Source organism: Salmonella sp. SJTUF15570, assembly GCF_043357055.1.
GTDB lineage: Bacteria > Pseudomonadota > Gammaproteobacteria > Enterobacterales > Enterobacteriaceae > Salmonella > Salmonella enterica.
Window position 1 is genome coordinate 319,795 of record NZ_JBEUKJ010000005.1, and the last position, 21,997, is coordinate 341,791.

General features: G+C 47.0%; 19 protein-coding genes and 1 pseudogene. 10 read left to right on the forward strand and 10 right to left on the reverse strand.

The window, feature by feature from the left end:
• Nucleotides 1-30: 30 nt before the first annotated feature.
• Nucleotides 31-306 (reverse strand): metal/formaldehyde-sensitive transcriptional repressor, encoded by a 276-nt coding sequence (locus ABVN44_RS12560; RefSeq protein WP_001120770.1) that lies wholly within the window; start codon nt 304-306, stop codon nt 31-33.
• Between the two features lie 467 nt (nt 307-773).
• Between ABVN44_RS12560 and steB the strand changes: the two are divergent.
• A pseudogene (steB, locus tag ABVN44_RS12565) lies at nt 774-962 on the forward strand (type III secretion system effector SteB); the annotation flags it as partial.
• Nucleotides 963-1,090: 128 nt separating this feature from the next.
• Here the strand turns inward: steB and ABVN44_RS12570 are convergent.
• Nucleotides 1,091-1,807 carry a hypothetical protein gene (locus ABVN44_RS12570; protein WP_001588428.1) on the reverse strand — a complete coding sequence of 239 codons (717 nt, stop codon included), beginning with the start codon at nt 1,805-1,807 and terminating at the stop codon, nt 1,091-1,093.
• Nucleotides 1,808-2,227: 420 nt separating this feature from the next.
• Between ABVN44_RS12570 and sseJ the strand changes: the two genes are divergently transcribed.
• Nucleotides 2,228-3,454, forward strand: a complete 1,227-nt coding sequence (gene sseJ, locus ABVN44_RS12575) for an SPI-2 type III secretion system effector SseJ (protein WP_023231527.1) — start codon at nt 2,228-2,230, stop codon at nt 3,452-3,454.
• A 120-nt stretch (nt 3,455-3,574) separates the two neighbouring features.
• Here sseJ and ABVN44_RS12580 read toward each other — a convergent pair whose 3' ends face one another.
• Nucleotides 3,575-3,919 carry a DUF1294 domain-containing protein gene (locus ABVN44_RS12580; protein ID WP_000281189.1) on the reverse strand — a complete coding sequence of 115 codons (345 nt, stop codon included), beginning with the start codon at nt 3,917-3,919 and terminating at the stop codon, nt 3,575-3,577.
• A gap of 906 nt (nt 3,920-4,825) precedes the next feature.
• Here ABVN44_RS12580 and ABVN44_RS12585 point away from each other — a divergent pair.
• The 6 genes from ABVN44_RS12585 (at nt 4,826) to ABVN44_RS12610 (ending at nt 10,487) form a co-directional block, all read left to right on the forward strand.
• Entirely contained in the window at nt 4,826-5,587 is a 762-nt protein-coding gene (locus ABVN44_RS12585) for a transporter substrate-binding domain-containing protein (RefSeq protein ID WP_000949382.1), read from the forward strand.
• 6 nt (nt 5,588-5,593) lie between these two features.
• A complete protein-coding gene (locus ABVN44_RS12590) occupies nt 5,594-6,241 on the forward strand; it encodes an amino acid ABC transporter permease (RefSeq protein WP_129339457.1) in 648 nt (215 codons plus the stop codon).
• 24 nt (nt 6,242-6,265) lie between these two features.
• Nucleotides 6,266-6,997: an amino acid ABC transporter ATP-binding protein gene (locus tag ABVN44_RS12595; RefSeq protein ID WP_023231528.1), complete on the forward strand. Its 732-nt coding sequence runs from the start codon at nt 6,266-6,268 to the stop codon at nt 6,995-6,997.
• Complete coding sequence (locus ABVN44_RS12600) at nt 6,994-7,674, forward strand: amino acid ABC transporter permease (protein ID WP_000560165.1); 681 nt, start codon at nt 6,994-6,996, stop codon at nt 7,672-7,674. The genes ABVN44_RS12595 and ABVN44_RS12600 overlap by 4 nt, the downstream gene beginning before the upstream one ends.
• A 136-nt stretch (nt 7,675-7,810) precedes the next feature.
• Nucleotides 7,811-9,361 carry a glycosyltransferase family 39 protein gene (locus ABVN44_RS12605; protein ID WP_023231529.1) on the forward strand — a complete coding sequence of 517 codons (1,551 nt, stop codon included), beginning with the start codon at nt 7,811-7,813 and terminating at the stop codon, nt 9,359-9,361.
• A 463-nt stretch (nt 9,362-9,824) separates the two neighbouring features.
• Nucleotides 9,825-10,487 carry a class I SAM-dependent methyltransferase gene (locus ABVN44_RS12610; protein ID WP_000683309.1) on the forward strand — a complete coding sequence of 221 codons (663 nt, stop codon included), beginning with the start codon at nt 9,825-9,827 and terminating at the stop codon, nt 10,485-10,487.
• A 270-nt stretch (nt 10,488-10,757) separates the two neighbouring features.
• Here the strand turns inward: ABVN44_RS12610 and cybB are convergent, their stop codons facing one another.
• The 3 genes from cybB to hrpA form a co-directional block, all read right to left on the reverse strand.
• A complete protein-coding gene (gene cybB / locus ABVN44_RS12615; RefSeq protein ID WP_000527277.1) occupies nt 10,758-11,288 on the reverse strand; it encodes a cytochrome b561 in 531 nt (176 codons plus the stop codon).
• Nucleotides 11,289-11,404: 116 nt separating this feature from the next.
• Nucleotides 11,405-12,205, reverse strand: coding sequence for a YdcF family protein (locus tag ABVN44_RS12620; RefSeq protein WP_023231530.1), 801 nt, complete (start codon nt 12,203-12,205; stop codon nt 11,405-11,407).
• A 63-nt stretch (nt 12,206-12,268) separates the two neighbouring features.
• On the reverse strand, nt 12,269-16,171 hold the full coding sequence (gene hrpA / locus ABVN44_RS12625; RefSeq protein WP_048348892.1) for an ATP-dependent RNA helicase HrpA: 3,903 nt from the start codon (nt 16,169-16,171) through the stop codon (nt 12,269-12,271).
• Between the two features lie 200 nt (nt 16,172-16,371).
• On the opposite strand from hrpA, the gene azoR reads away from it, so the two are divergent.
• Nucleotides 16,372-16,977 (forward strand): FMN-dependent NADH-azoreductase, encoded by a 606-nt coding sequence (gene azoR, locus ABVN44_RS12630; protein ID WP_000048924.1) that lies wholly within the window; start codon nt 16,372-16,374, stop codon nt 16,975-16,977.
• Here azoR and ABVN44_RS12635 read toward each other — a convergent pair.
• The 4 genes from ABVN44_RS12635 to ABVN44_RS12650 form a co-directional block, all read right to left on the reverse strand.
• The gene (locus ABVN44_RS12635; protein WP_001518898.1) at nt 16,974-17,423 is read right to left on the reverse strand and encodes a GFA family protein; all 450 of its coding nucleotides are present in this window, start codon (nt 17,421-17,423) and stop codon (nt 16,974-16,976) included. The genes azoR and ABVN44_RS12635 overlap by 4 nt on opposite strands.
• A 142-nt stretch (nt 17,424-17,565) precedes the next feature.
• Nucleotides 17,566-17,889, reverse strand: coding sequence for a YdbL family protein (locus ABVN44_RS12640; protein ID WP_000760414.1), 324 nt, complete (start codon nt 17,887-17,889; stop codon nt 17,566-17,568).
• Between the two features lie 7 nt (nt 17,890-17,896).
• Nucleotides 17,897-18,088, reverse strand: a complete 192-nt coding sequence (locus ABVN44_RS12645; RefSeq protein ID WP_000784063.1) for a YnbE family lipoprotein — start codon at nt 18,086-18,088, stop codon at nt 17,897-17,899.
• A complete protein-coding gene (locus tag ABVN44_RS12650; RefSeq protein WP_023231256.1) occupies nt 18,088-20,724 on the reverse strand; it encodes a YdbH family protein in 2,637 nt (878 codons plus the stop codon). Before ABVN44_RS12650 ends, ABVN44_RS12645 begins: the two co-directional genes overlap by 1 nt.
• 239 nt (nt 20,725-20,963) lie before the next feature.
• On the opposite strand from ABVN44_RS12650, the gene ldhA reads away from it, so the two are divergent.
• Nucleotides 20,964-21,953, forward strand: a complete 990-nt coding sequence (gene ldhA / locus ABVN44_RS12655; protein ID WP_000762206.1) for a D-lactate dehydrogenase — start codon at nt 20,964-20,966, stop codon at nt 21,951-21,953.
• Nucleotides 21,954-21,997: the final 44 nt, after the last annotated feature.

Below are 21,997 nucleotides of genomic sequence, written 5' to 3' on the forward strand. Positions count from 1 at the left end.
TATCTCTTCCTGTTACGGTGAGGGAAATTGTTATTTTAGATAAGCGCGAAGAAGATGGCCGATTTCCGCCATCCGAACCGCGCGCTGATCTGGCGTGGTCTCCCCGCTGACCAGCTCATCTTTCAGATGGATTTCAACCATTTCACTCATCAGGCCATTAGACGCGCCGCGCACGGCGGCAATCTGTTGCAGAATCGCCAGACAAGGTTCGCCAGACTCAAGCGCCCGCTCCAGCGCTTCAACCTGCCCGCGTATGCGACGAACACGGGTAAGGATACGTTTTTTATCTTCAGGTGAATGCGGCATTCGACCTCCATATACTATAGGGGGGTATACTATCAGAATTTTATGTTTATGTAATTGTAAAATTACACACAATATAAAAATCAATAGCTTATAGCTTTCCGGCATAGATCATCAAGAATCAGCTCACATTCAGCATATTCAGCTCACGGGAACTTTTTCTGGCCACAGACAATAAACGCCAAAGCTTCCTTTCTAAGCTGCAATGTTCTGCCCGACTGGGGCACCGAGGTAATGCCGTGTGAATCCAGTCCCATTACCCAGAAGTAAATATTTACTCAATAGTTTTTATTTACTCACCAGGTGGTAATGAATAAAAGTTATGGTATACAGATGTCAGTCTTGTAAGAACGTAACATCACAACTTCGATACACCGCCGTCGGGTAGCGAAAATATCTCAACCCTGTGTCTTTCCAGGCTTAATCAATGTGGACAAAAAATCAAATGAGCGTTATTTGAAAGTTTTTTTATAGGTTACTATGGGAAGGTAAATAAGTTAACAGCCAGTCTGGCTAATAGCGGTCGTATATTTCGCCCACAGCATAAGCTTGCGGCCAATATTTGTTATGTAGGTAATCGGCTTCTGAGCGCTCCAGTTCAACTTGGGTTTGGCCTGAAACATCTGCTAACCTGTCACTCAAATGGTAATGTCAGATAAAGTGTCATGCCATGCCCTTCCCGGCATTGCTATTCCACAGCCTACAGATATGGGCGCTCAGTTCTTTCTCTAATCTCTGCTATGGGAAGCTCTGGCGTCATTTCACGCTCTTGCCAACCAGTATTTTATTAAAGTCTGACTTTTACCAGGGTAATTTCATAAGAGTGTCCATCTTCTGGTCTAAAAATAATAAATCTATTGTTATTTTTAGTAAAGGATTTCGACAAAATAAAACTATCATGATATCTGGCCAGGACGTAGTACCAGCCTCCATCATACAATATCATTTCGTATTCTTTCTTTAATTGTGGCTTATAGATTCCAACAAAAAAAGAAAATATAAAAAAATATATAATAAAACCAAGCATAACTATAGTGAAACAATGCCTTCGCACCCAACTGAGTTGCGTAAAACAAATCACTGGCATCAATTTACTATAAAAACGCATCCCCACCGATAAGCATAAAGCCACCAGTAAAATGATAAAAAAAAGCTCCCACAAAAACGATTCTGTTAAGAGAGAAAACTCGATAACAATTGGAATAAAGAACAAAACCGCTGCCAAAAAAAGGCGTAAGAAGCTAAGGTCGTGGATACGTGCTTTTTGCTTTACTAAAAAAAATAATAGAATACCCACTCCCCACGCTATTATGAATATAGCCATCAGGCTAATCGCATGGAATAGACTTCGGGCAATGTTGTCAGGGCCGACGCCTACATACCACCACGGGAAACCATAGTACGCGGAGACGCCCCAGCCATAAAAATAGGCGCTCCCCCATCCCAGACCACCTAAATAGGCCAAAAGCATTGAAGAGTTTTTAATAATTGAATCATCACTCATTATAGTTAACTCACTTAAGAAATATTTAATATGAAAATAGAAATCAACACGTTATATAACCCCCCCTTGGAAATAATAGCTGGATGATAAGTTTACCTAATTTTCCTGAGTATCAAGCCAGCTCATACCCACGCCAGCACACTAAAATCAGGAGTGGCTACTTTTTTTAGAGGTTTGCCTTAACCAGACGCACAGTCAATAATGATAGCAGTCAGATAATATGTACCCGGCATTAACCTCACGTTGTTGATGATATATTTACTTCGTTGAAAAATAATAAATATTGCATGTATTTTATGGGCGGCGACAAACTGTTAAAGAAGCGCAATTCTATATACACCATTTACCTGATTACTTTTCTTGCTAATATTTGTTAATTAATGTTTTGCTAAAGCGTGATTAATTAGTAAGGAGGACACTATGCCATTGAGTGTTGGACAGGGTTATTTCACATCATCTATCAGTGCTGAAAGATTTAATGTGATAAAAGAAAGCGCACGCCCTCCGGAATTAAGTTTATGGGAGAAAATCAAAGCATATTTCTTCACCACTTACCATGCAGAGGCGCTCGAATGTATCTTTAAACTTTACCACTATCAGGAACTGAATCTAACGCCGGTACAAGTTCGCGGAGCCTACATCAAACTTCGAGCCTTAGCGTCTCAGGGATGTAAAGAACAGTTTATTATAGAATCACAGGCACACGCCGATAAGTTGATTATTAAAGATGATAATGATGAAAATATTTTATCTATTGAGGTTGAATGTCATCCGGAACCTTTTGGTCTTGCCAAAGAAATCAATAAATTACATCCCAAGCCAAAAAATATTTCTTTAGGTGATATTACCAGACTGGTATTTTTTGGCGACAGTTTATCTGACTCCATGGGGCGTATGTTTGAAAAAACACATCATATCTTACCCTCCTATGGTCAATATTTTGGCGGAAGGTTTACTAATGGATTTACCTGGACTGAGTTTTTATCATCTCCACACTTCTTAGGTAAAGAGATGCTTAATTTTGCTGAAGGGGGAAGTACATCGGCAAGCTATTCCTGCTTTAATTGCCTCGGTGACTTTGTATCAAATACGGACAGACAAGTCGCATCTTACACCCCTTCTCACCAGGACCTGGCGATATTTTTATTGGGGGCTAATGACTATATGACACTACACAAAGATAATGTAATGATGGTCGTTGAGCAACAAATTGATGATATTGAAAAAATAATTTCCGGTGGAGTTAATAATGTTTTAGTCATGGGGATTCCCGATTTGTCTTTAACGCCCTATGGCAAACAATCTGATGAAAAAAGAAAACTTAAGGATGAAAGCATCGCTCACAATGCCCTGTTAAAAGCTAATGTTGAAGAATTAAAAGAAAAATACCCCCAGCACAAAATATGCTATTTCGAGACTGCCGATGTATTTAAGATAATAATGGAGGTGGCCAGTAATATTGGTTATGATACGGAAAACCCTTATACTCACCACGGCTATGTACATGTTCTAGGGGCTAAAGACCCTCAGCTGGATATATGTCCGCAATACGTCTTCAATGACTTTGTCCATCCAACCCAGGAAGTCCATCATTGTTTTGCCATAATGTTAGAAAGTTTTATAGCTCATCATTATTCCACTGAATAATGTTCCATCGACTGCGGTACGCCTTGAGCAAAACACCGCTCAATATCATAGTGCCGGTGGCATGAAAATATGAGATTGTCTTTGCTGCCGGTTGGTCAATAAGTGATCCATACTCTATGTTCAGTAAGACAAAAATGGATAGAGTCGATAGATCGCCACCGTAACTACAATACTCACTATCACACTGACGATAAAGTATGTTTTGAATGGCTGCTTTTGCGTTTTATGACGGAAGAGTTGTTGACCAACAATCGCCCCAGGCCACCCACCGACAGCCCCAAACACCAACAAAGTGGATTCCGGCACTCTGCGCCAGGTTTTACGTGCCGCCGTTTTGTCTATACCGTAGATCGCCAGCGTTAGCACATTGGCGAGCAGGAACCACATCGCGACGGGATGCGATGTAAAAATGCTTCCGACCGCAGCGGAGATCAGGAGTAAATAACAAAAGCGGTTAAGATACATATCATTATGTCATAGCAATAATTAGGGGCATCGGAGCCCATTATACGCGATACATGCGCCTATGTGATGTAGAATTTTTTTCACTCAGCCAACGAGTCATTAAGGATTCATTTTTAATTACCATGGTAATCATAAGGTAATTAACGGCTGTGAACACGATTAAAATGGGTAAAGCCACCGAAAATGTTACCACCTTAACCGTTGCCAGGATAACTTAATGAAGAACCCTCTTTATTGCTGTTTGTTATCCGGTTGGCAGTCTCAGTTTTGGATTTATTAATCGTATTTATATTTATTACATAAGATGTACGATGTTAATTTGAGAATTTTATCTCAACAACCGTATATATTCAGATATTTCTGAATTAAGATTATCATCGATTAAAACAAGTTAACGTTTTGATAAACATAACAACATCGTCAGAAATCCTGATTTGTTGTCTTTTGTTCATGAGACAAATAATTTATATGCTTGCAAATATAGATAGCACGCAAATCAACTTAGCTCAAAAAATGTATTTGACAAGAAAAGATAAGTCTTTATATTGGCCCTGGACAGAGTGGTAAGATGATAATTAGAGACATGAAAGGCACCGTCACTGAAGCATTTATCTGCTTATCATGTAAATATGTATGCGTAAATGGAGCATAAACTATGTCCAGTATACTAATGTCTATGGTATCTTTACATTTTCACCTTTCATGGTGTCGCTGCACTCATATCCAGTTGATATCTCATGGTATATTCAACTCATTCCCTTTGATGATTCCTGTCAAACCTCCTGATTAAATTAGTTAACAGCGATGGAATACATAACGTTAAGTACTTTACGCCTGCAAATGTCAGGTTCACGCCCTAATGCTTAATTTATAATACGCATTACCTTACCACAGGAAATAGATAACATGTTATCCAAAAAAATTGGCTTATCGATGATAGTGTTGGGAATAATGTCGTCTTCAGCTTTTGCTGATAGCATCGTTGAAGGGAGAACACTCAATGTCGCAGTATCACCGGCCTCTCCCCCTATGTTATTTAAAAGTGCTGATGGCAAATTGCAGGGGATAGATCTGGAGCTTTTTTCGTCTTACTGTCAGTCACGGCATTGTAAGCTAAACATCACCGAATATGCCTGGGATGGAATGCTTGGCGCAGTGGCGAGTGGTCAGGCAGATGTAGCATTTTCGGGAATTTCAATCACAGATAAACGTAAGAAAGTTATTGATTTTTCTGAACCTTATTACATCAACTCTTTTTATCTGGTCAGTATGGCCAATCATAAAATAACGCTCAATAACCTCAATGAATTAAATCAATATTCTATTGGATACCCTCGAGGAATGGCTTACTCCGACCTTATCAAAAACGATCTGGAGCCCAAAGGATACTACTCGTTAAGTAAAGTAAAATTGTATCCAACCTATAATGAGACGATGACTGATCTAAAAAATGGTAATCTTGATCTGGCTTTTATAGAAGAGCCGGTTTATTTTACCTTCAAAAATAAGAAAAAGATGCCGATAGAAAGTCGTTATGTTTTCAAGAATGTTGATCAGCTTGGCATTGCCTTTAAGAAAGGCTCTCCCGTGCGCGATGATTTTAACTTATGGCTTAAAGAGCAAGGGCCACAAAAAATATCTGGCATCGTCGATAACTGGATGAAATAGTAAGCTATGTCATCAGGTAATATGCTGGCTATCTTTTATTTCCTATTGGAAGGGATTGGTAATACGCTGCTTGTAACCTTTACCTGTTTTCTCTCAGCGTTTTTGTTCGGGCTTACAGTCGCCGTATTACGGCGACTATCCCCTCTTCCACTACAGAAGATACTCGACGTACTGGTCTTTATTCTTCGGGGAATTCCAATACTTATTGCTGTTTTTCTTGTTTATTTTGGATTGCCATCGATTGGCATATATGTTTCACCTCTGGTGGCCATGAACCTCAGCGTCGGCTTAATCAGTGGGAGCTATCTTGCCGAGGTGTTCAGAGGGGCGCTTAAATTAGTTGAGCCATACGAAATTACGGTAGCGAAAGTAGCAGGAATGCGTCAATTACAGGTTATAATAAATATTGAACTGCCACAGATGTTGCGATTTTCTGTGCCCGGTATTATCAATGAGTTTTCTTCTGTATTAAAAGCGACGCCCTTTGCTTATACTGTAGGCATCGCTGAAATAACGAAGCAGGCAATGTCACTGACAGCCATCACGCTGAACGGGTTACAGATTTATACTCTTGCCGGGGTATTATATTTCATTATTTATAAAGTTTTTACTCTTCTGGCCGGAGTGTTTGAGAAAAAATATCACATCAGTTGAAGCATAAAAATAGAGGTGATACTCATGGCTTTACTGAAACTAAAAGAGATAAGTAAGGAATATTCAGGAAAAAAGGTTCTTGATACGGTTAGTCTGAAAATTCATTCGGGAGACATGAAAGTAGTCATGGGGCCATCGGGTTGTGGAAAAACGACGCTTTTACGCTGTCTGCTTCGATTAGAAGAGCCTGATTATGGTGATATTTATTTTCACGGGAGAAATATTTATGACAAGGAATTTACTATTCTTGAGTTCAGAAAAAAAGTTGGTTGTGTCTTCCAGAATTACGCTTTGTATCGCCATCTTAACGTCATGGATAATATTACCCTTGCCCTATGTAAAGTGTTTGGCATGCCGGGACAACTAGCCCGGGAGAAAGCCTTACATGAGCTACAAAAACTTGATATGGTCTCGCATAGCGCGAAATACCCTTCGCAATTATCGGGCGGCCAGCAACAGCGCGTCGCCCTGGCCCGTACCATGGTCACCGACCCAGAACTCATTATTTTTGATGAGCCGACGTCTGCGCTTGATCCGCTCATGACTCGTGAAGTCGGAATGTTGATCAAGCAACTTCACGACAATGGCGTCACTATATTATGCGTCACTCATGATATTCGCCTCGCCAGATTACTAAGCGATAACGTAACGTTTCTTAATCATGGCAAGATTCGTGCAGAAGGCGCTTTTACCGATCTTGCCTTACGAGAAACGGATCCAGATATCCACTGTTTTTTTAGCGAGGCACAACGATGATCGCTGGCTGGTCTCTTTTCTTTAATGACCTGACTGAACAACTGCCACTTGTTGTGGACGGTATTAAAGAAACCTGTAAACTTGCGCTGATTGTTTCCATCACCGGTTTTTTGTGGGGAATTATTATTTTCTTTCTGAGCCTGAGCCATCGCCCCGTGGTAAAAGCCATAACTCGGCTGTACATGGATTTTTTTATCGGTACGCCACTCATTCTTATTCTGTTTGTTATCTATTATGGTTTACCTCAATCTGGCATTCACCTGTCCTCTTTTACCGTGGCGGTTACAGGTTTTACCTTGAATGTCGGCGCATATAATGCCGCGTACATGACAACGGCCTATAACGCATTGAATAAGTATGAAACGGAGGCAGCAGTCGTTCAGGGGTTGAACAAACGGCAAGTCTTTTTGTGGATTATACTGCCTCAGGTATTGCTGTCTTCCATTCCAGCCTTAACGAATCAGGTGATTAATAACCTTAAAGACAGCACCATCGTTTTTCTTATCCAATATACTGAGTTTTTCGCGCGAATTCAGGAGGTTGCTGCAACCAGCTTTAAATTCTTCCATGCTTACCTTTTTGCCGCCATAGTGTACCTTATTGGCGTTACCTTTATTGTCGGTTTGACCCGGTTTTTAGAGCATAGACTGCTTCGCCATTACGGTCAGGATTACTGAGTTGTACTGCACTATTCTGATTAATTCACCGCTGACATTATCAAAGTTATTTTTATTTAGTGTTGGTTAAGATTTTAACCTTCATTATTGCGTTAGGTGTCCATTCTGGTCTAAGTCTTACTCCATTGAGGATATTATGGCGCTACCACAACTATCCATATGGCAGCCCGGCGATGGGTTAAGAAAAATAAAGTATAAATATCATGTTTGTCTCATTGTCATATTCTCCGTCCTTATACGGTTGCTGTTTTTAACTGACCGCTACCTTTGGTGTGACGAAGCGTCCAGCGTGCTGATTAGTCGACATAGCGTAGATAATCTGCTATTCCATGCCGCTTTTGACGTGCATCCCCCGCTTTATTATCTGTTACTGCATGACTGGATCATATTATGGGGTGATAGCATTGCAGCGGTACGCTCTCTCAGTCTACTCTTTGGGATCCTGACAGTTGTGCTGGTTATCGCGCTTACGCGATGGCTGGCAAATGAACGTACAGCCTTATTGGCGGGATGGTTCGCCGCCTTGATGCCGATGGCAGTCCATTACAGTCAAGAAACGCGCATGTACGCGTTAATGGGAATGCTAACGCTCGCTGCCGCGTTAGCATTGATGATGTGGATAAAAACACCCACCCATAATCGCTATCTTGTCGCGTATGCTTTACTTATGACGTTCGGCTTTTACACCCATTATTTCACCCTATTTGCTCTTATTGCCCACTGGATCGCAGTAACAATATTATCCTGCCAAAGCCATAAAACGGCCTGCTACCTTAAACTTCCTGGCTGGTGGTTTGCTAACCTGGCGATTGCTGTCGCTTATCTCCCCTGGTTGCCCGTATTGTTTAATTTACTGACTCATCTGGCGCAGTTGAGAGCCGGTAATGATATCGGTTGGATTCCCCCCGTAACATGGCGTGATCTGCCTGTAATGTACTGGCATTTCTTTACCGGAAACAACGGACAGGGTTTTCCGTCGTTCATTCTGTGGCTGGCTGTGGGAGGTTTTATCGGTACTGTGGGGCGAATATCTTTATGCAACGGAGAATATGAAAGATATCAGCTGATATTATTTTGTAATCTGGTCATCCCTGTAATGCTGGTCTTCATCATTTCCTGGTGGATGCCGTTATTTATCGATCGTTATTTCTTCTTCTCATCGCTGAGCATTCCTCCCCTGCTCGCGGTATTACTTACCCGCGCAAAAAAAGCGGTTTGTGGCTTCTGGTTTATCTTATTCACCTTATTATTCGGCTATGGTTCATATCATAATAACCCTGAGCACATAGACGAGTTTAAACCACTGGTAAACTATATTAATACTCGTCACCAGCCTAATGATGCCGTGGTAGTCAGTAAAATGTTCGATTATTTAAGTTATGTGTATTATAATAAGCGAGATTATCGTACGTTTCTTTATACACCGCCTAACGCACACGGAACATCAGGAAGACCGAATGCCTATGGCTTTGGTTCACTGTTTTATGCGCAAGCCGATCAGACATATATTGATACTCTGACAACGCTTTCAAAAAGTTACCATCGTGTCTGGTTGGTAAGCGGCGGTAACTTTAGTCAGGATTACCCCTTGCCGTCAGAATGGCAAAATATCGCAAAATTCAGAAGTGGTAGATTTCAGGTACAATTATTTGTAATACCAACTCAACAGGCGCGTCAAATGCAATGATTACCGTTTTCTATCCAGTGCAGTGATAAACAGTACTGCCACTGCCAGACCGCCTAAAAGTAAGGTCCAGCCAAACGCTTCAAAAACCTCAATCATATCGCCTCCAGGTAGGTGATATTAAATAAAGATGGCTATCTCAGCGTAACATTTAAAATATCAATTAATGTGCAATAATCGCTTTATGTGTATGAATAAATATTGTTTCTCATGCTTTTAATTGCATTGCTATTATCATAAGGCTTAATATATTTATATTAACGATTATTAATTATCAGCTTATAATAATATGACTGCCCAATTCATTTATCAGCTATTATTATCCTCTATATTCTTTAAGATAGCCGCTTAATTCATAATATCGCCTTTATTCATCGTATTAAATTACTCACTCACCTGATTAATGCTTGCCTAACGATTGCTTCGTTGTTTTAATTCCAGCGCGAAATTATTTAGTGAGAGAACAATGAAGCATACACAACAATCAGGCGCAAAAGTCTATAACCCATTCACGCTTAGCTTATATGACTGGTGGGTACTCAATATCTCAAACAAATATGCCTGGAAGTGTCCTACTGATACGCGACTACTTCCTTTCTTCCTGCATCACATGGGCGAGACTCACCTGGATATTGGCGTAGGTACAGGTTATTACCTGAAACATGCACCTGCGACTCATGCCATTTCGCTGATGGATTTAAATCCGGATAGCCTGAAAATAGCCGCCAGCCGAGTGGGTAATACGAAAATCCGCGCCACACTACAACACGATGTTTTCGACACGTTCCCGGCGGACTGGCACGGGCGCTTCGATTCCGTTTCGATGTACTATCTTCTGCACTGCTTACCTGGTGAGATGACAACAAAAGCGAAGGCAATTAAAAATGCCGGTATGGCGCTTAAACCCGGCGGCACACTTTTTGGTGCCACGATTCTGGGCAAAGAGGTTCCTCACAATGCTTTTGGTAAGAAATTAATGGCTGTTTATAACAAGAAAGGAATATTCAGTAATACCAATGATTCAGCCGATACGTTACGCAGCGTGTTGGACGAACATTTCGCTAAGGTGACTTTGGAGCAACATGGCGCCGTTGCGCTATTTTCCGCCACTATGCCACGTTCATTGTAAGTGTAGGCACTTCCGGGCGGTCGGCAGCGCGATCATGTGGGTTTAACCCGTTGATTAAACATTGGATTACGGAATAGTAATTGCTTATTTTATTTGTCATACAAATAAGTATAATACCCGCTTCCGATGTAGACCCGTCCTCCTTCGCCTGCGTCACGGGTCCTGGTTCGACGCAGGCGTTTTCTGTATGGAATACGCCATCCCCTCCGATAGATGCCTTGTTTGCCTAAAGCAGTTAACCCCACCAGCGACAAACGTCATGCGGGACGGTCAGTCACGCTTACGCGGCATCATCCGTAACAGCGTATTGTCTTTCCAGAAATAGTGATGCATCAAAGCAGCGATGGCATGAAGTCCAATAACAAAATAGCCCAGATTCGCCAGCGTGACGTGCCAGGATTTCAGCATATCTACGCGTTCAAAATTAGCTTCGGCGGCATGCGGCATAGTAATGCCAAATGCGACCCAGGGATTGCCGCGGTTATACATCATGACCAGACCAATAACAGGCAGCGCGATAAATAACAGGTAAATCACCAGATGTCCCAAATGCGCCATTCCGGTCATCATCGGTTTTGGACGAGGAACAATGGGCGGCGTGGGATATTTCAGCCGAATAATCAAGCGCGCCACCATTAAAAGCAAAATAGTGATGCCACATGAAACATGCGTCATATTAAACCAGGGCCGATAACTACGCGGCGCAAAACCGCGTAGCTCCATCGCGGCGTAAGCCACAATAACCAGAAAAAAGACTAACCAGTGAATACCAATTTGCAGGCCGGAATACTTATTGCCCATAGCGCGTCCTGAATGAAAACCGTAAAGCGACAACATAACCAGCTTTTATAAATAATTCATCAAATTTATGAAATGGTGGTCGCACTTGCCCGTTCACCCTCGCAAACGGGCGATTTTTAGCGTAAAGCTCTCTGTCCTAACGCACTGCGCAGCGTAGTATCTGCCTGCAATACCTGCCATGCGTTTTCAATATCGCGTGGGATATCAACGTGAATGATAAAATCTTTACCACGCGGTCCATACCCTGTTTCATCGTCACGCAAACGGGGCAGCTCGCCGGCAATCAGAGACAGATAACGCTCCACCGTCCAGATGCCCTCTTCAACATTGGCAAAACGTGTACCGTCATTAAGGTGGCGCAGTACCGGAACAAAACCAGGAAAACTCAGCCAGCGCGGCGCATCGGTGTCGTCGTTTGTCACGCGCCGGAATGCCGCGATAGTGCGCCGCTGCATGGTGGGGTCTTGCACAACGATAGCCGTGTTAATGTTTTCTTTCGCCTGACGGATCAGTGCGCAGGAGAAACGGGCATTTTCGCCGCAATTAGTCGACCGATCTTCCAGCCAAATTTTCTCAGCCGGAATATGCCAGAACTGGTTCGCGATATCCGCGAGGATAGCGGCTTCAGCGCGTCCGGTTGTGCGAATAGTATGGTAGCGCGGATGCCGGGCAATCACGGCGTACAAAAACGGCGTCGAATGACCTATACCGCCGCTAATCAGTAAAGGAACGCCTTGCGCTTTGGCGATGCGACAGGCCGCGTCGATAGTGGGGATCACCGCATTGCCCGCCAGGACGACGCAATCCGACGAATAAGGTTGTTCGCCGGAAAAATCATTTTGCGCCAGCCACTGTCCGACGGTATTCACCGCCAGCAATGTTTCCGCAGAGAGCGCCGGAAATGGCGTTGTATTCATAATTCCTCCTTTTTGTTCCGAACTTGTACCGGATCGCTTTGAAAGACGTCGTCGCCTGGCTTTTTAGGCCGTAATCTGATCCATGGCCTGTAAAATACGCTTATCGGAAATAGGATAAGGCGTACCGAGCTGTTGGGCGAAATAACTGACACGCAGTTCTTCAATCATCCAACGGATCTCTTTAACATCATCATCTTCGCGACGCGCTGGAGGCAGTTTATTTATCCATTGTTGCCACGCCTGCTGGACGCTTTCGACTTTCAGCATTTGCGCCCGATCGCGGTGCGGATCGACAGCCAGTTTCTCCAGCCGCTTTTCAATTGCCTGCAGATAACGCAGCGTATCGCCAAGACGTTTAAAGCCGTTGCCAGTCACAAAACCACGGTATACCAGACCGCTCATCTGCGCCTTGATATCGGAAAGCCCCAACGCCATGCTCATATCCACCCGCCCTTTCAGACGCTTATTGATATTGAATACGGTCGTCAGGATGCGCTCAACCTGCTTCGCGATATCCACCACAGTATCATTCAGCTCGGCGCGTACCTTTTCGTGCAGCGCGGTGAAACCTGCTTCGCTCCACACCGGTCCGCCGTTGGCATCTATCAGCTTATCTACCCCGCAGGCGATACAGTCATCAATCAACTCCAGCACTTTGCCGTACGGGTTAAAGTACAGCCCCAGCTTGGCTTTATTCGGCAATTTCTCATGCAGATACTTAATCGGTGAAGGAATATTGAGCAACAGCAGACGGCGTAAACCGCACCACATCGCCTGTTGTTGTTCCAGCGGATTATCAAACAATTTGATAGCGACGCTGTCACGCTCATCCACTAATGCCGGCCACGCCTTCACTTTATAATTACCGCGTTTCTGTTCGTAGCTTTCCGGCAGCTCGCCGAAACTCCAGATATGCAGCCCGCTCTGCTCAATGCCGTCATCCGCCACCGCCGAGAGCGTCTCCTGCACTTTGCCTTTCAGCGCATTTTTAAGCTCGGCGAGCGAACGCCCTTCCTGCAGTTTCTTGTTTTTGTCATTCACCACGCGAAACGTGATTTTCAGATGCTCGGGCACCTGATCCCAATGCCAGTCTTCCCGGTCGACCGTGACGCCGGTCATCCGGCGCAGTTCACGTTCCAGAGCGTCCAGCAGCGGCAGCTCCAGCGGCGTTACGCGACCTAAAAACGCTTCAGCATAGTTTGGCGCCGGAACAAAGTTGCGACGTACCGGTTTTGGCAACGATTTAATCAGCGCAATCACTAATTCACGGCGCAGCCCTGGGATCTGCCATTCAAAACCGCTCTCGTCAACCTGGTTAAGTAGCGGCAACGGAATATGGACGGTCACGCCGTCAGCATCCGCGCCCGGTTCAAACTGATAGCTCAAACGCAGCTTGAGATTGCCCTGGTGCCAGAAATTCGGGTAATCCAGTTTGCTGATTTTTTCCGCGCCTTCTTTAATCAACATACTTTTTTCAAAGTTGAGCAGATCCGGCGTCTCGCGGCTGATTTTTTTCCACCAACTATCAAAGTGGCGGGCGGAAATAACGTCATGGCTAATACGCTGGTCATAAAACTCAAACAGGGTATCGTCATCCACCAGGATATCGCGGCGGCGAGATTTGTGCTCAAGTTCCTCGACTTCCGCACGCAATTTTAGATTCTCACGGAAGAAGGCGTGACGGGTTTGCCAGTCCCCCTCCACCAGCGCATGGCGGATGAACAACTCGCGACACAACGCCGGGTCAATCTGGCTGTAATTCACTTTGCGCGCGGCGACAATCGGCAGACCGTAGACAGTAACCTTTTCCGTCGCCATCACCGCGCCTTGCGCCCGCTCCCAGTGCGGTTCGCTATATGAACGTTTAATCAGGTGCTGGGCTACCGGTTCCACCCATTCTGGCTCAATGCGGGCAGCGATGCGCCCCCACAAACGGCTGGTTTCCACCAGCTCGGCGACAATTGTCCATTTCGGCGGTTTTTTGAATAAACCGGATCCGGGGAAAATAGAGAATCGGGCGTTACGCGCGCCGGTGTACTCTTGTTTATCGGCATCTTTCATCCCGATATGCGACAACAGCCCCGTTAACAACGCAACGTGAATTTCCCGGTATTCTGCGGGTTCGCTGTTTACCGGAATCCCCAGTTCTTTTACCACCTGACGCAGTTGGGTATAGATATCCTGCCACTCACGCACGCGTAAATAGTTCAGATAGTCGGTGCGACACAGCCGGCGGAATTGATTCGACGACAGGGCCTTTTGTTGCTCGCCGAGGTAATTCCACAGGTTAACAAACGCCAGAAAATCGGACTCCTTATCATGGAAACGCCGGTGTTTCTCATCGGAAGCCTGCTGCTTATCCACTGGGCGCTCGCGCGGATCCTGAATAGAGAGTGCGGAAGTAATGATCATCGCTTCGCGCACACAGCCATGCTTTTGCGCTTCCAGAACCATACGCGCCAGGCGCGGGTCGACCGGCAACTGGGATAATTGTCGGCCCAGCGGCGTCAGCTTATATGCCGTTTGCTGTTCGTCGGCGGTAATCGCCCCCAGCTCTTCCAACAAACGCACGCCATCCTGAATATTGCGCTTATCCGGCGCTTCAACAAACGGGAAGGCGGCGATGTCACCCAGCCCCAGGGCGGTCATCTGCAAAATAACCGACGCCAGGTTGGTACGTAGAATTTCCGGGTCGGTAAATTCCGGACGTGACAAAAAGTCATCTTCCGAATACAGACGAATGCAAATCCCTTCCGATACGCGCCCGCAACGCCCTTTACGCTGGTTGGCGGAAGCCTGTGAGATCGGTTCAATCGGCAGGCGCTGCACTTTAGTGCGGTAGCTGTAGCGGCTGATGCGCGCAGTGCCAGGATCGATCACATACTTGATACCCGGCACCGTCAGCGAGGTTTCCGCCACGTTAGTCGCCAGCACGATACGGCGTCCGCTGTGCGACTGGAAAACGCGGTTCTGTTCGCTGTTCGACAAGCGTGCATACAGCGGCAACACTTCGGTATGCCGTAAGTTCAGCTTGTTCAGGGCGTCGGCGGTATCGCGGATTTCCCGCTCTCCGCTCATAAAAATCAGAATATCGCCGGGACTTTCACGCCCCAGTTCATCAACAGCGTCGAAAATTGCCTGTAGCTGATCGCGTTCAGTGTCGTCAGCCTCTTCCACGATGGGGCGATAACGAACTTCTACGGGATACGTTCGGCCAGAGACTTCGATAATCGGCGCGTTATTAAAGTGGCGCGAGAAGCGTTCCGGGTCGATGGTCGCAGAGGTAATAATCACTTTCAGATCGGGGCGACGCGGCAGAAGCTCTTTCAGATAGCCGAGCAAGAAGTCAATATTCAGGCTGCGTTCATGCGCTTCATCAATAATGAGGGTGTCATACTGCATCAATAGCCTGTCCTGCTGGATTTCCGCCAGCAGGATACCGTCCGTCATCAGTTTGACCATGGTGTTGCTACTGACATGATCGCTGAAACGAACTTTATAGCCGATGCAGCCGCCTGGCTCCGTTTGCAACTCTTCGGCAATGCGGTTAGCGACGGTGCGCGCCGCCAGGCGACGCGGTTGAGTATGTCCAATAAGTCCTTTAATTCCGCGTCCCAGTTCCATACAAATTTTCGGCAACTGGGTGGTTTTACCGGAACCGGTTTCCCCTGCCACGATCACTACCTGATGATCGCGGATCGCTTCCAGAATGTCCTGTTTCTTCTGGCTAACAGGCAGATTTTGCGGATAAGTGATTGAGGGACGCGCCGCTTCGCGGAGAGCGACCTGCGTCGCAGCCTGTTCAATTTCTTTCGCCATCGTCTGGAAAATGGCCTGTTGCGCATCAGGATTTTTTACTTTCTTTACGCCATGCAGGCGGCGCGCAAAGCGCTGTTTGTCGCGCAGCATCAGTGCATCCAGCCGCTGCTGTAACACCTGAAGCGTCAACATAGATTGTTCAGTCATAAAGCTCTTGGGCAGCATTCTGCCTGTTTAAAATCGTTTTAAATGATAGGTATAGAGTACCACATTGGGGCTTTTTTTGTGTTGTTCAATAATTTCGAACAAAGGGTTCGATATATTGCGCTATCCCTGCGACATATTTGTGAATAAAGTGTCAACAAGCAACGGGGCACGCCCCTTCAAACACATAAAAGGAAACACCCATGAGCAAGGTATTAGTTCTTAAATCCAGTATTCTGGCAGGGTACTCTCAGTCTGGTCAGTTGACTGACTATTTTATTGAACAATGGCGCGAAAAACACGTCGCAGATGAAATTACTGTCCGCGATCTGGCGGCCAACCCTGTTCCGGTACTGGATGGCGAGCTGGTGGGCGCGATGCGTCCGGGCGATGCGCCTTTAACGCCACGTCAACAGGACGCTCTGGCGCTGTCTGATGAACTCATTGCTGAACTGAAAGCCCACGACGTCATCGTTATTGCGGCACCGATGTACAATTTCAATATCCCGACGCAGCTGAAAAACTACTTTGATCTGATTGCCCGCGCCGGTATCACTTTCCGCTATACCGAAAAAGGCCCGGAAGGTCTGGTAACCGGTAAACGCGCGGTGGTTCTCTCCAGTCGCGGCGGTATCCATAAAGACACCCCGACGGATTTGATTGCGCCTTACCTGAAAGTGTTCCTTGGTTTTATCGGTATTACCGACGTGAATTTTGTCTTTGCCGAAGGCATCGCCTACGGGCCGGAAGTGGCGGCTAAAGCTCAGGCCGATGCAAAAGCCGCGATTGACAGCGTCGTGGCCGCTTAAATATTTTTGCCTCCCGTTTCGACGGGAGGTGACTTCTTCGGTTCGTAGCGCAAATATCCTACCACGCCGCTACTGCCGCCATCGCTGGGATGCGTTACCCCATCATTGACTTCAACGCAGGCGAAATCAAAAGGCGACACATTTTCGATGCACGCCACATTGACCCCATATTGATCGGGATTGGATCGACGCTGATGAAAAGTATATATCCCGCATACCGAACAGAAAAAATGCACCGCCTTGCCCGTATTGAAGCGATATTCGGTAAGCTTATCCTGCCCTTTTAGCACTTTAATACCCGATAGCGGCGCAGACACTGCCACCGCTCCGCGCATCCGGCAAAAGGAACAGTTGCAGCGCCTGGCGGTATGAAAGCCATCGCTAAGTTGAACGGTAAACACGACGCTGCCACAATGGCAAGCAGCAGATAATTTTTCAGACGTCATACCTGGTTACTCTCGCGAATAGTGATACCAGTCGACAGTATAGAAATAGCCTTCCGGTTCGCCTAATGTAAATACGACCTTCGTATTCAAAAATTACCCATATAAAAATGCATTTTGCGGTAAAAAAATTGTCGGGAAGCGGTTATTTACGCATCCATTTGCCATTAATTCCCTGGACATATTCTCCCGGCCTGGCGCGCTCAACCAGTTTTTGCCCTGCCATCTTCGCCACCTCGTCCACGGGAAGATGATTGCTATCCGCTAACTGCTGATAACTGGCGCGGCGGGCATGATTGATATCAAGCACCAGCTTCTGGGTTTCGGCATCATTCTTTAAGGCCACCAGATAGCCATTCAGCGTTTCCCCAACCCGGCCCTGCGTGCGCGCTTCGTCCAGGGTTAAGGCCCACACAGAAGGTGTGAGCAAGCTCAGCGTCAGCACCCATAGCATTAAATACTTTTTCATTATGGCCTCAGAATAGATCGCTGCGTGATTTCAGGAGTTCTTCAACATCTTTATCGACTTTGATATGTATTTCATGCTCGATCTTTACATTCATGTTGATGGTAATCGGCTGTTCCGGCGCGGCGACTTCAATACGTGGCGTGCAGCCCACCACGATAAATGACGCAAGCGCTGACAGCATGGCAATACTCATTTTCATTATTTATCCTCACAGTCCTTGTCTTTCCGGCAAGGAGGTTGCGGCAATGCTGTATTTTGTTCAAGCCATGCCTGTAAATTGTCGCCAAAACGCAAACTGCGCCACAGCGTAAACACATTTTCTTCATGGGTATAGTTCAAGTTAACGATCGCGGTTTTACCATCTACCCGGCTTTTGCCGGTAATAGCCGCCTGCATCGTTAGTACGCCCAGGTTATCAACGTTAATTTTCGTCCACGAATGCGTAATCTCCATATAACGTAGCCAGTTAATCGCCGAGCCTGCCGTAACATTATCCTTCACCACCGCATCCGCAGTATCTTTATCGATGCGCAACGTCATTGGCCCAGGATTCGTAAGCCAGCCATCTTTGATTATCCATTTTTCATTGTTCAGCCACAGCGGCAGCGCGCCGCTAACCGGACCAGACATGGCGAATTGCTTTGGATTTATGGCGCTAATCAATTCGCTGGATGAAATATTTTGCACCCGTAACAGCGCCGGGTCGTGCTGCGGCATTCGCAACTGTTTCATAATGATTTGACCGCCCAGCACGTCTACGCTGACATCGCTTAGCAGTAATGGATTCGACTCGCTCCAGGGATAACCGCCCTGTAAATCAGCGGTGATATTTTTCGCCGTGACCTGGTTAACTATCCCGGCGATACGCAGCGAGACGGGCCCGCGCGTCCCCAATTGCCACGCGCCGTTGTGGAAGCGAAATGGCAGAATGAAATCGACGCCGTTGATTTTGTTATCCGGCATCCATGCGCTGCCGCCTTTTAACACGCCGTGTCCACCTGCTTCAAATCCCTGCCCCTGTGCGGCGGAAAAAGCCACCTGCGCATACAGTGAGCCTTCGCGCAGCGTCATTTTCCAGTCTGGTGGAAGCAACGGCTGGAAAACGATAAGCGACTGCTTCGGCCACCAGGCCTGTCCGCGAAGGCGTTCGCCATCCCAGCGCCCATTCAGCCGTACCGGCCCTATCGCCCCCGCCCGAAGGTCGCCTTTAAACTGGAACAGGGTTGGCTCGCGCCCTTCAACGCTAAAATTAATGGTAGAAGGCGGCAGCACGCTCCCGCTGGTAAATACGGTTTTTCCCGCCTCCAGAGACAGCGCGCCCTGTAGCGACGGCGTTGTGGCGTCGCGAACCCAGACAATAGGTTTATTCAGCGCCAGTCTTGGCGATGTGACGGTCATTGCGCCATAGTGCAACTGATCAAAACCGGTGGACAAACTGGTCAACCTGATGGTGTTATCATGCCATTCGCCCTGTCCGGCAATATCCCAGCGGGCGCGCATTGGCGTAAAGCTTCCTTGCCCCCAATAGCGCCACCGCCAGCGACCAGCATCAGGGAGAAAATCATTCGCCAGGCCATCAAGATGAAGAACGAAATCGCCCATCTCATTTTCATGCGCCCGTAAAATAGCCTGTAATCGACCATCAACGCCGCGCGGCGTCACCTTAACGCCCGCCAGCGGCCAACGAATTTCATCAATATCTAACGCATCAATCACCCGTCCGCGCGAGCGTAGCAATGCGCCAGGTGCAAAGGTGAGCTGCGGATCGGCCAGACTGCCGCGGAACATAGCGGGCAATACGGCATAAAAGATTAAATCCTTCTGTTTAGCCTCGCCGGTAAGCTGTAGAGGCATCTCACTGCTATCCATGCTGAGTTTTCCCGGGCCGATAGTCAGTACAGCGTTCGCTTTACCGGCATCGCCCTGGGTCAGAATATTCAGGCGTCCGCTGACTCGCGCATTATCCGGCCCGGCTTGCCAGTTATCGATATTAAAAGCCAGACGTCCGCTCAAGGGGAATCCCTGATATGGCCAGTTCCAGCGGCCATCGCTGATGGTAAGCCGCTGACGCGTTACCGCCCAGGGGAGATCGAGAATCGGGTCAGGATTACCTCGCGCCATCACGATGAGCTGTCCGGCGTTATCACGCCACTCCAGTTCCGCATCCACCAGCGACGGCTCCTGCGGCAGACGCAAGGTCGCTGCCGCATGACCGCTGACCGGCAGGCCATCCGGTACCAGCGGCAACACAAATTCCCCCGCCAGGCTAACGGGAGGCTGGTTGGCCAGCGCGGCGATCTCCAGTTGGCTCACCGTCAATGCCTGACCGCGTAGCTGCCCTTGAAATTTTACTTTTTCGCCCTGATAACGTATCTGCTGAATGACCGGCGTCATGGAGATCGCCAGCTTGCCCTGCCATTCCGGCCAGGGCGCGAGAATGACATTATCGATGTTAATCCAGGTATTGGGCAGCATTGACTGCCACTGCGCCAGCGTACGCGGCGCGGCGGGAGAAGCTTCTGTTGCGGGCAGTTTCGCCAGGCATGCGGCATCCAGTTTGAGGCTTTTAATATTCAGCAACCAACGGCTGGGATGCGTCAGTTCCGCCTGGGTAATATGCGCTAACGAACAATCATTGACCAGATAGCGAAGATCGGGAATCACTAACCCATGACGTGTCAGGCGTGGACTTTGTTCCAGAGCGATACGGGTACCGACGGGTAGCCAAATTCCCGCCAGAGTGGGAACCCACAGCCCGAGGGTCATCAGTAGCGTCAGAGGGATAAGAATCAGCAGTAACAGTAGCGCAAGGGCGGCTTTATATTTACCCTTCATGGGCCATTAATTTCCTGATTTAACGAAAAATTCAGTCGGCTATCTCTTTATTTTGGCATGATTGCCCGTACATAGCCTAATAGTTCATGTTGCAGGGACGCCCTCCGGCTATTTGAGGCGTTGTGGAGAATGATAACCTAAAATTATTCATTATATGTATGACTATCAATTATTTTTGATTTTTTGTAAGATAATTTTAAGCATATTTGTGTGATTCTAACATCACTGGAGAAGGTCATATGAAACTCGCCGTCTATAGTACCAAACAGTATGACAAGAAATATCTACAGCAAGTGAACGAAGCGTTCGGTTTTGAACTGGAGTTTTTTGATTTTCTGCTAACCGAGAAAACGGCGAAAACCGCCAATGGATGTGAAGCAGTTTGTATCTTCGTGAATGACGACGGGAGCCGACCGGTACTGGAAGAGCTGAAAAAACACGGCGTGAAATACATCGCGCTGCGTTGCGCCGGATTTAATAATGTCGACCTGGATGCCGCTAAAGAGCTCGGTTTGCAGGTGGTGCGCGTACCGGCTTATTCTCCGGAAGCCGTCGCTGAACATGCGATTGGCATGATGATGACATTGAACCGCCGTATCCACCGCGCTTATCAACGCACCCGCGACGCTAACTTTTCCCTTGAGGGACTGACCGGCTTTACCATGCACGGAAAAACCGCTGGCGTCATTGGTACCGGTAAAATCGGCGTCGCCGCGCTGCGTATCCTGAAAGGCTTCGGAATGCGTTTACTGGCGTTTGATCCCTATCCCAGCACCGCCGCGCTTGACCTCGGCGTAGAGTATGTGGATCTGCAAACGTTGTTTGCCGAATCGGATGTCATTTCCCTGCACTGCCCGCTCACGCCGGAAAACTACCATTTACTGAACCATGCGGCATTCGATCAAATGAAAAATGGCGTTATGGTCATTAATACCAGTCGTGGCGCGCTGATTGATTCCCAGGCGGCTATCGAAGCTCTGAAGAATCAGAAAATCGGCTCGCTGGGGATGGATGTGTATGAAAACGAACGCGACCTGTTCTTTGAAGACAAGTCAAACGATGTTATCCAGGATGATGTTTTCCGCCGTCTGTCGGCCTGCCATAACGTACTGTTTACGGGGCACCAGGCATTCCTGACCGCAGAAGCGCTGATCAGCATCTCTGAAACCACGTTACAAAACTTAAGCCAGCTTGAGAAGGGCGAAGCCTGCCCGAACGCGCTGTTCTAATCCTGTCGCTCCCCTGCGCCCTGGGGAGCATTTTCGGATAACCC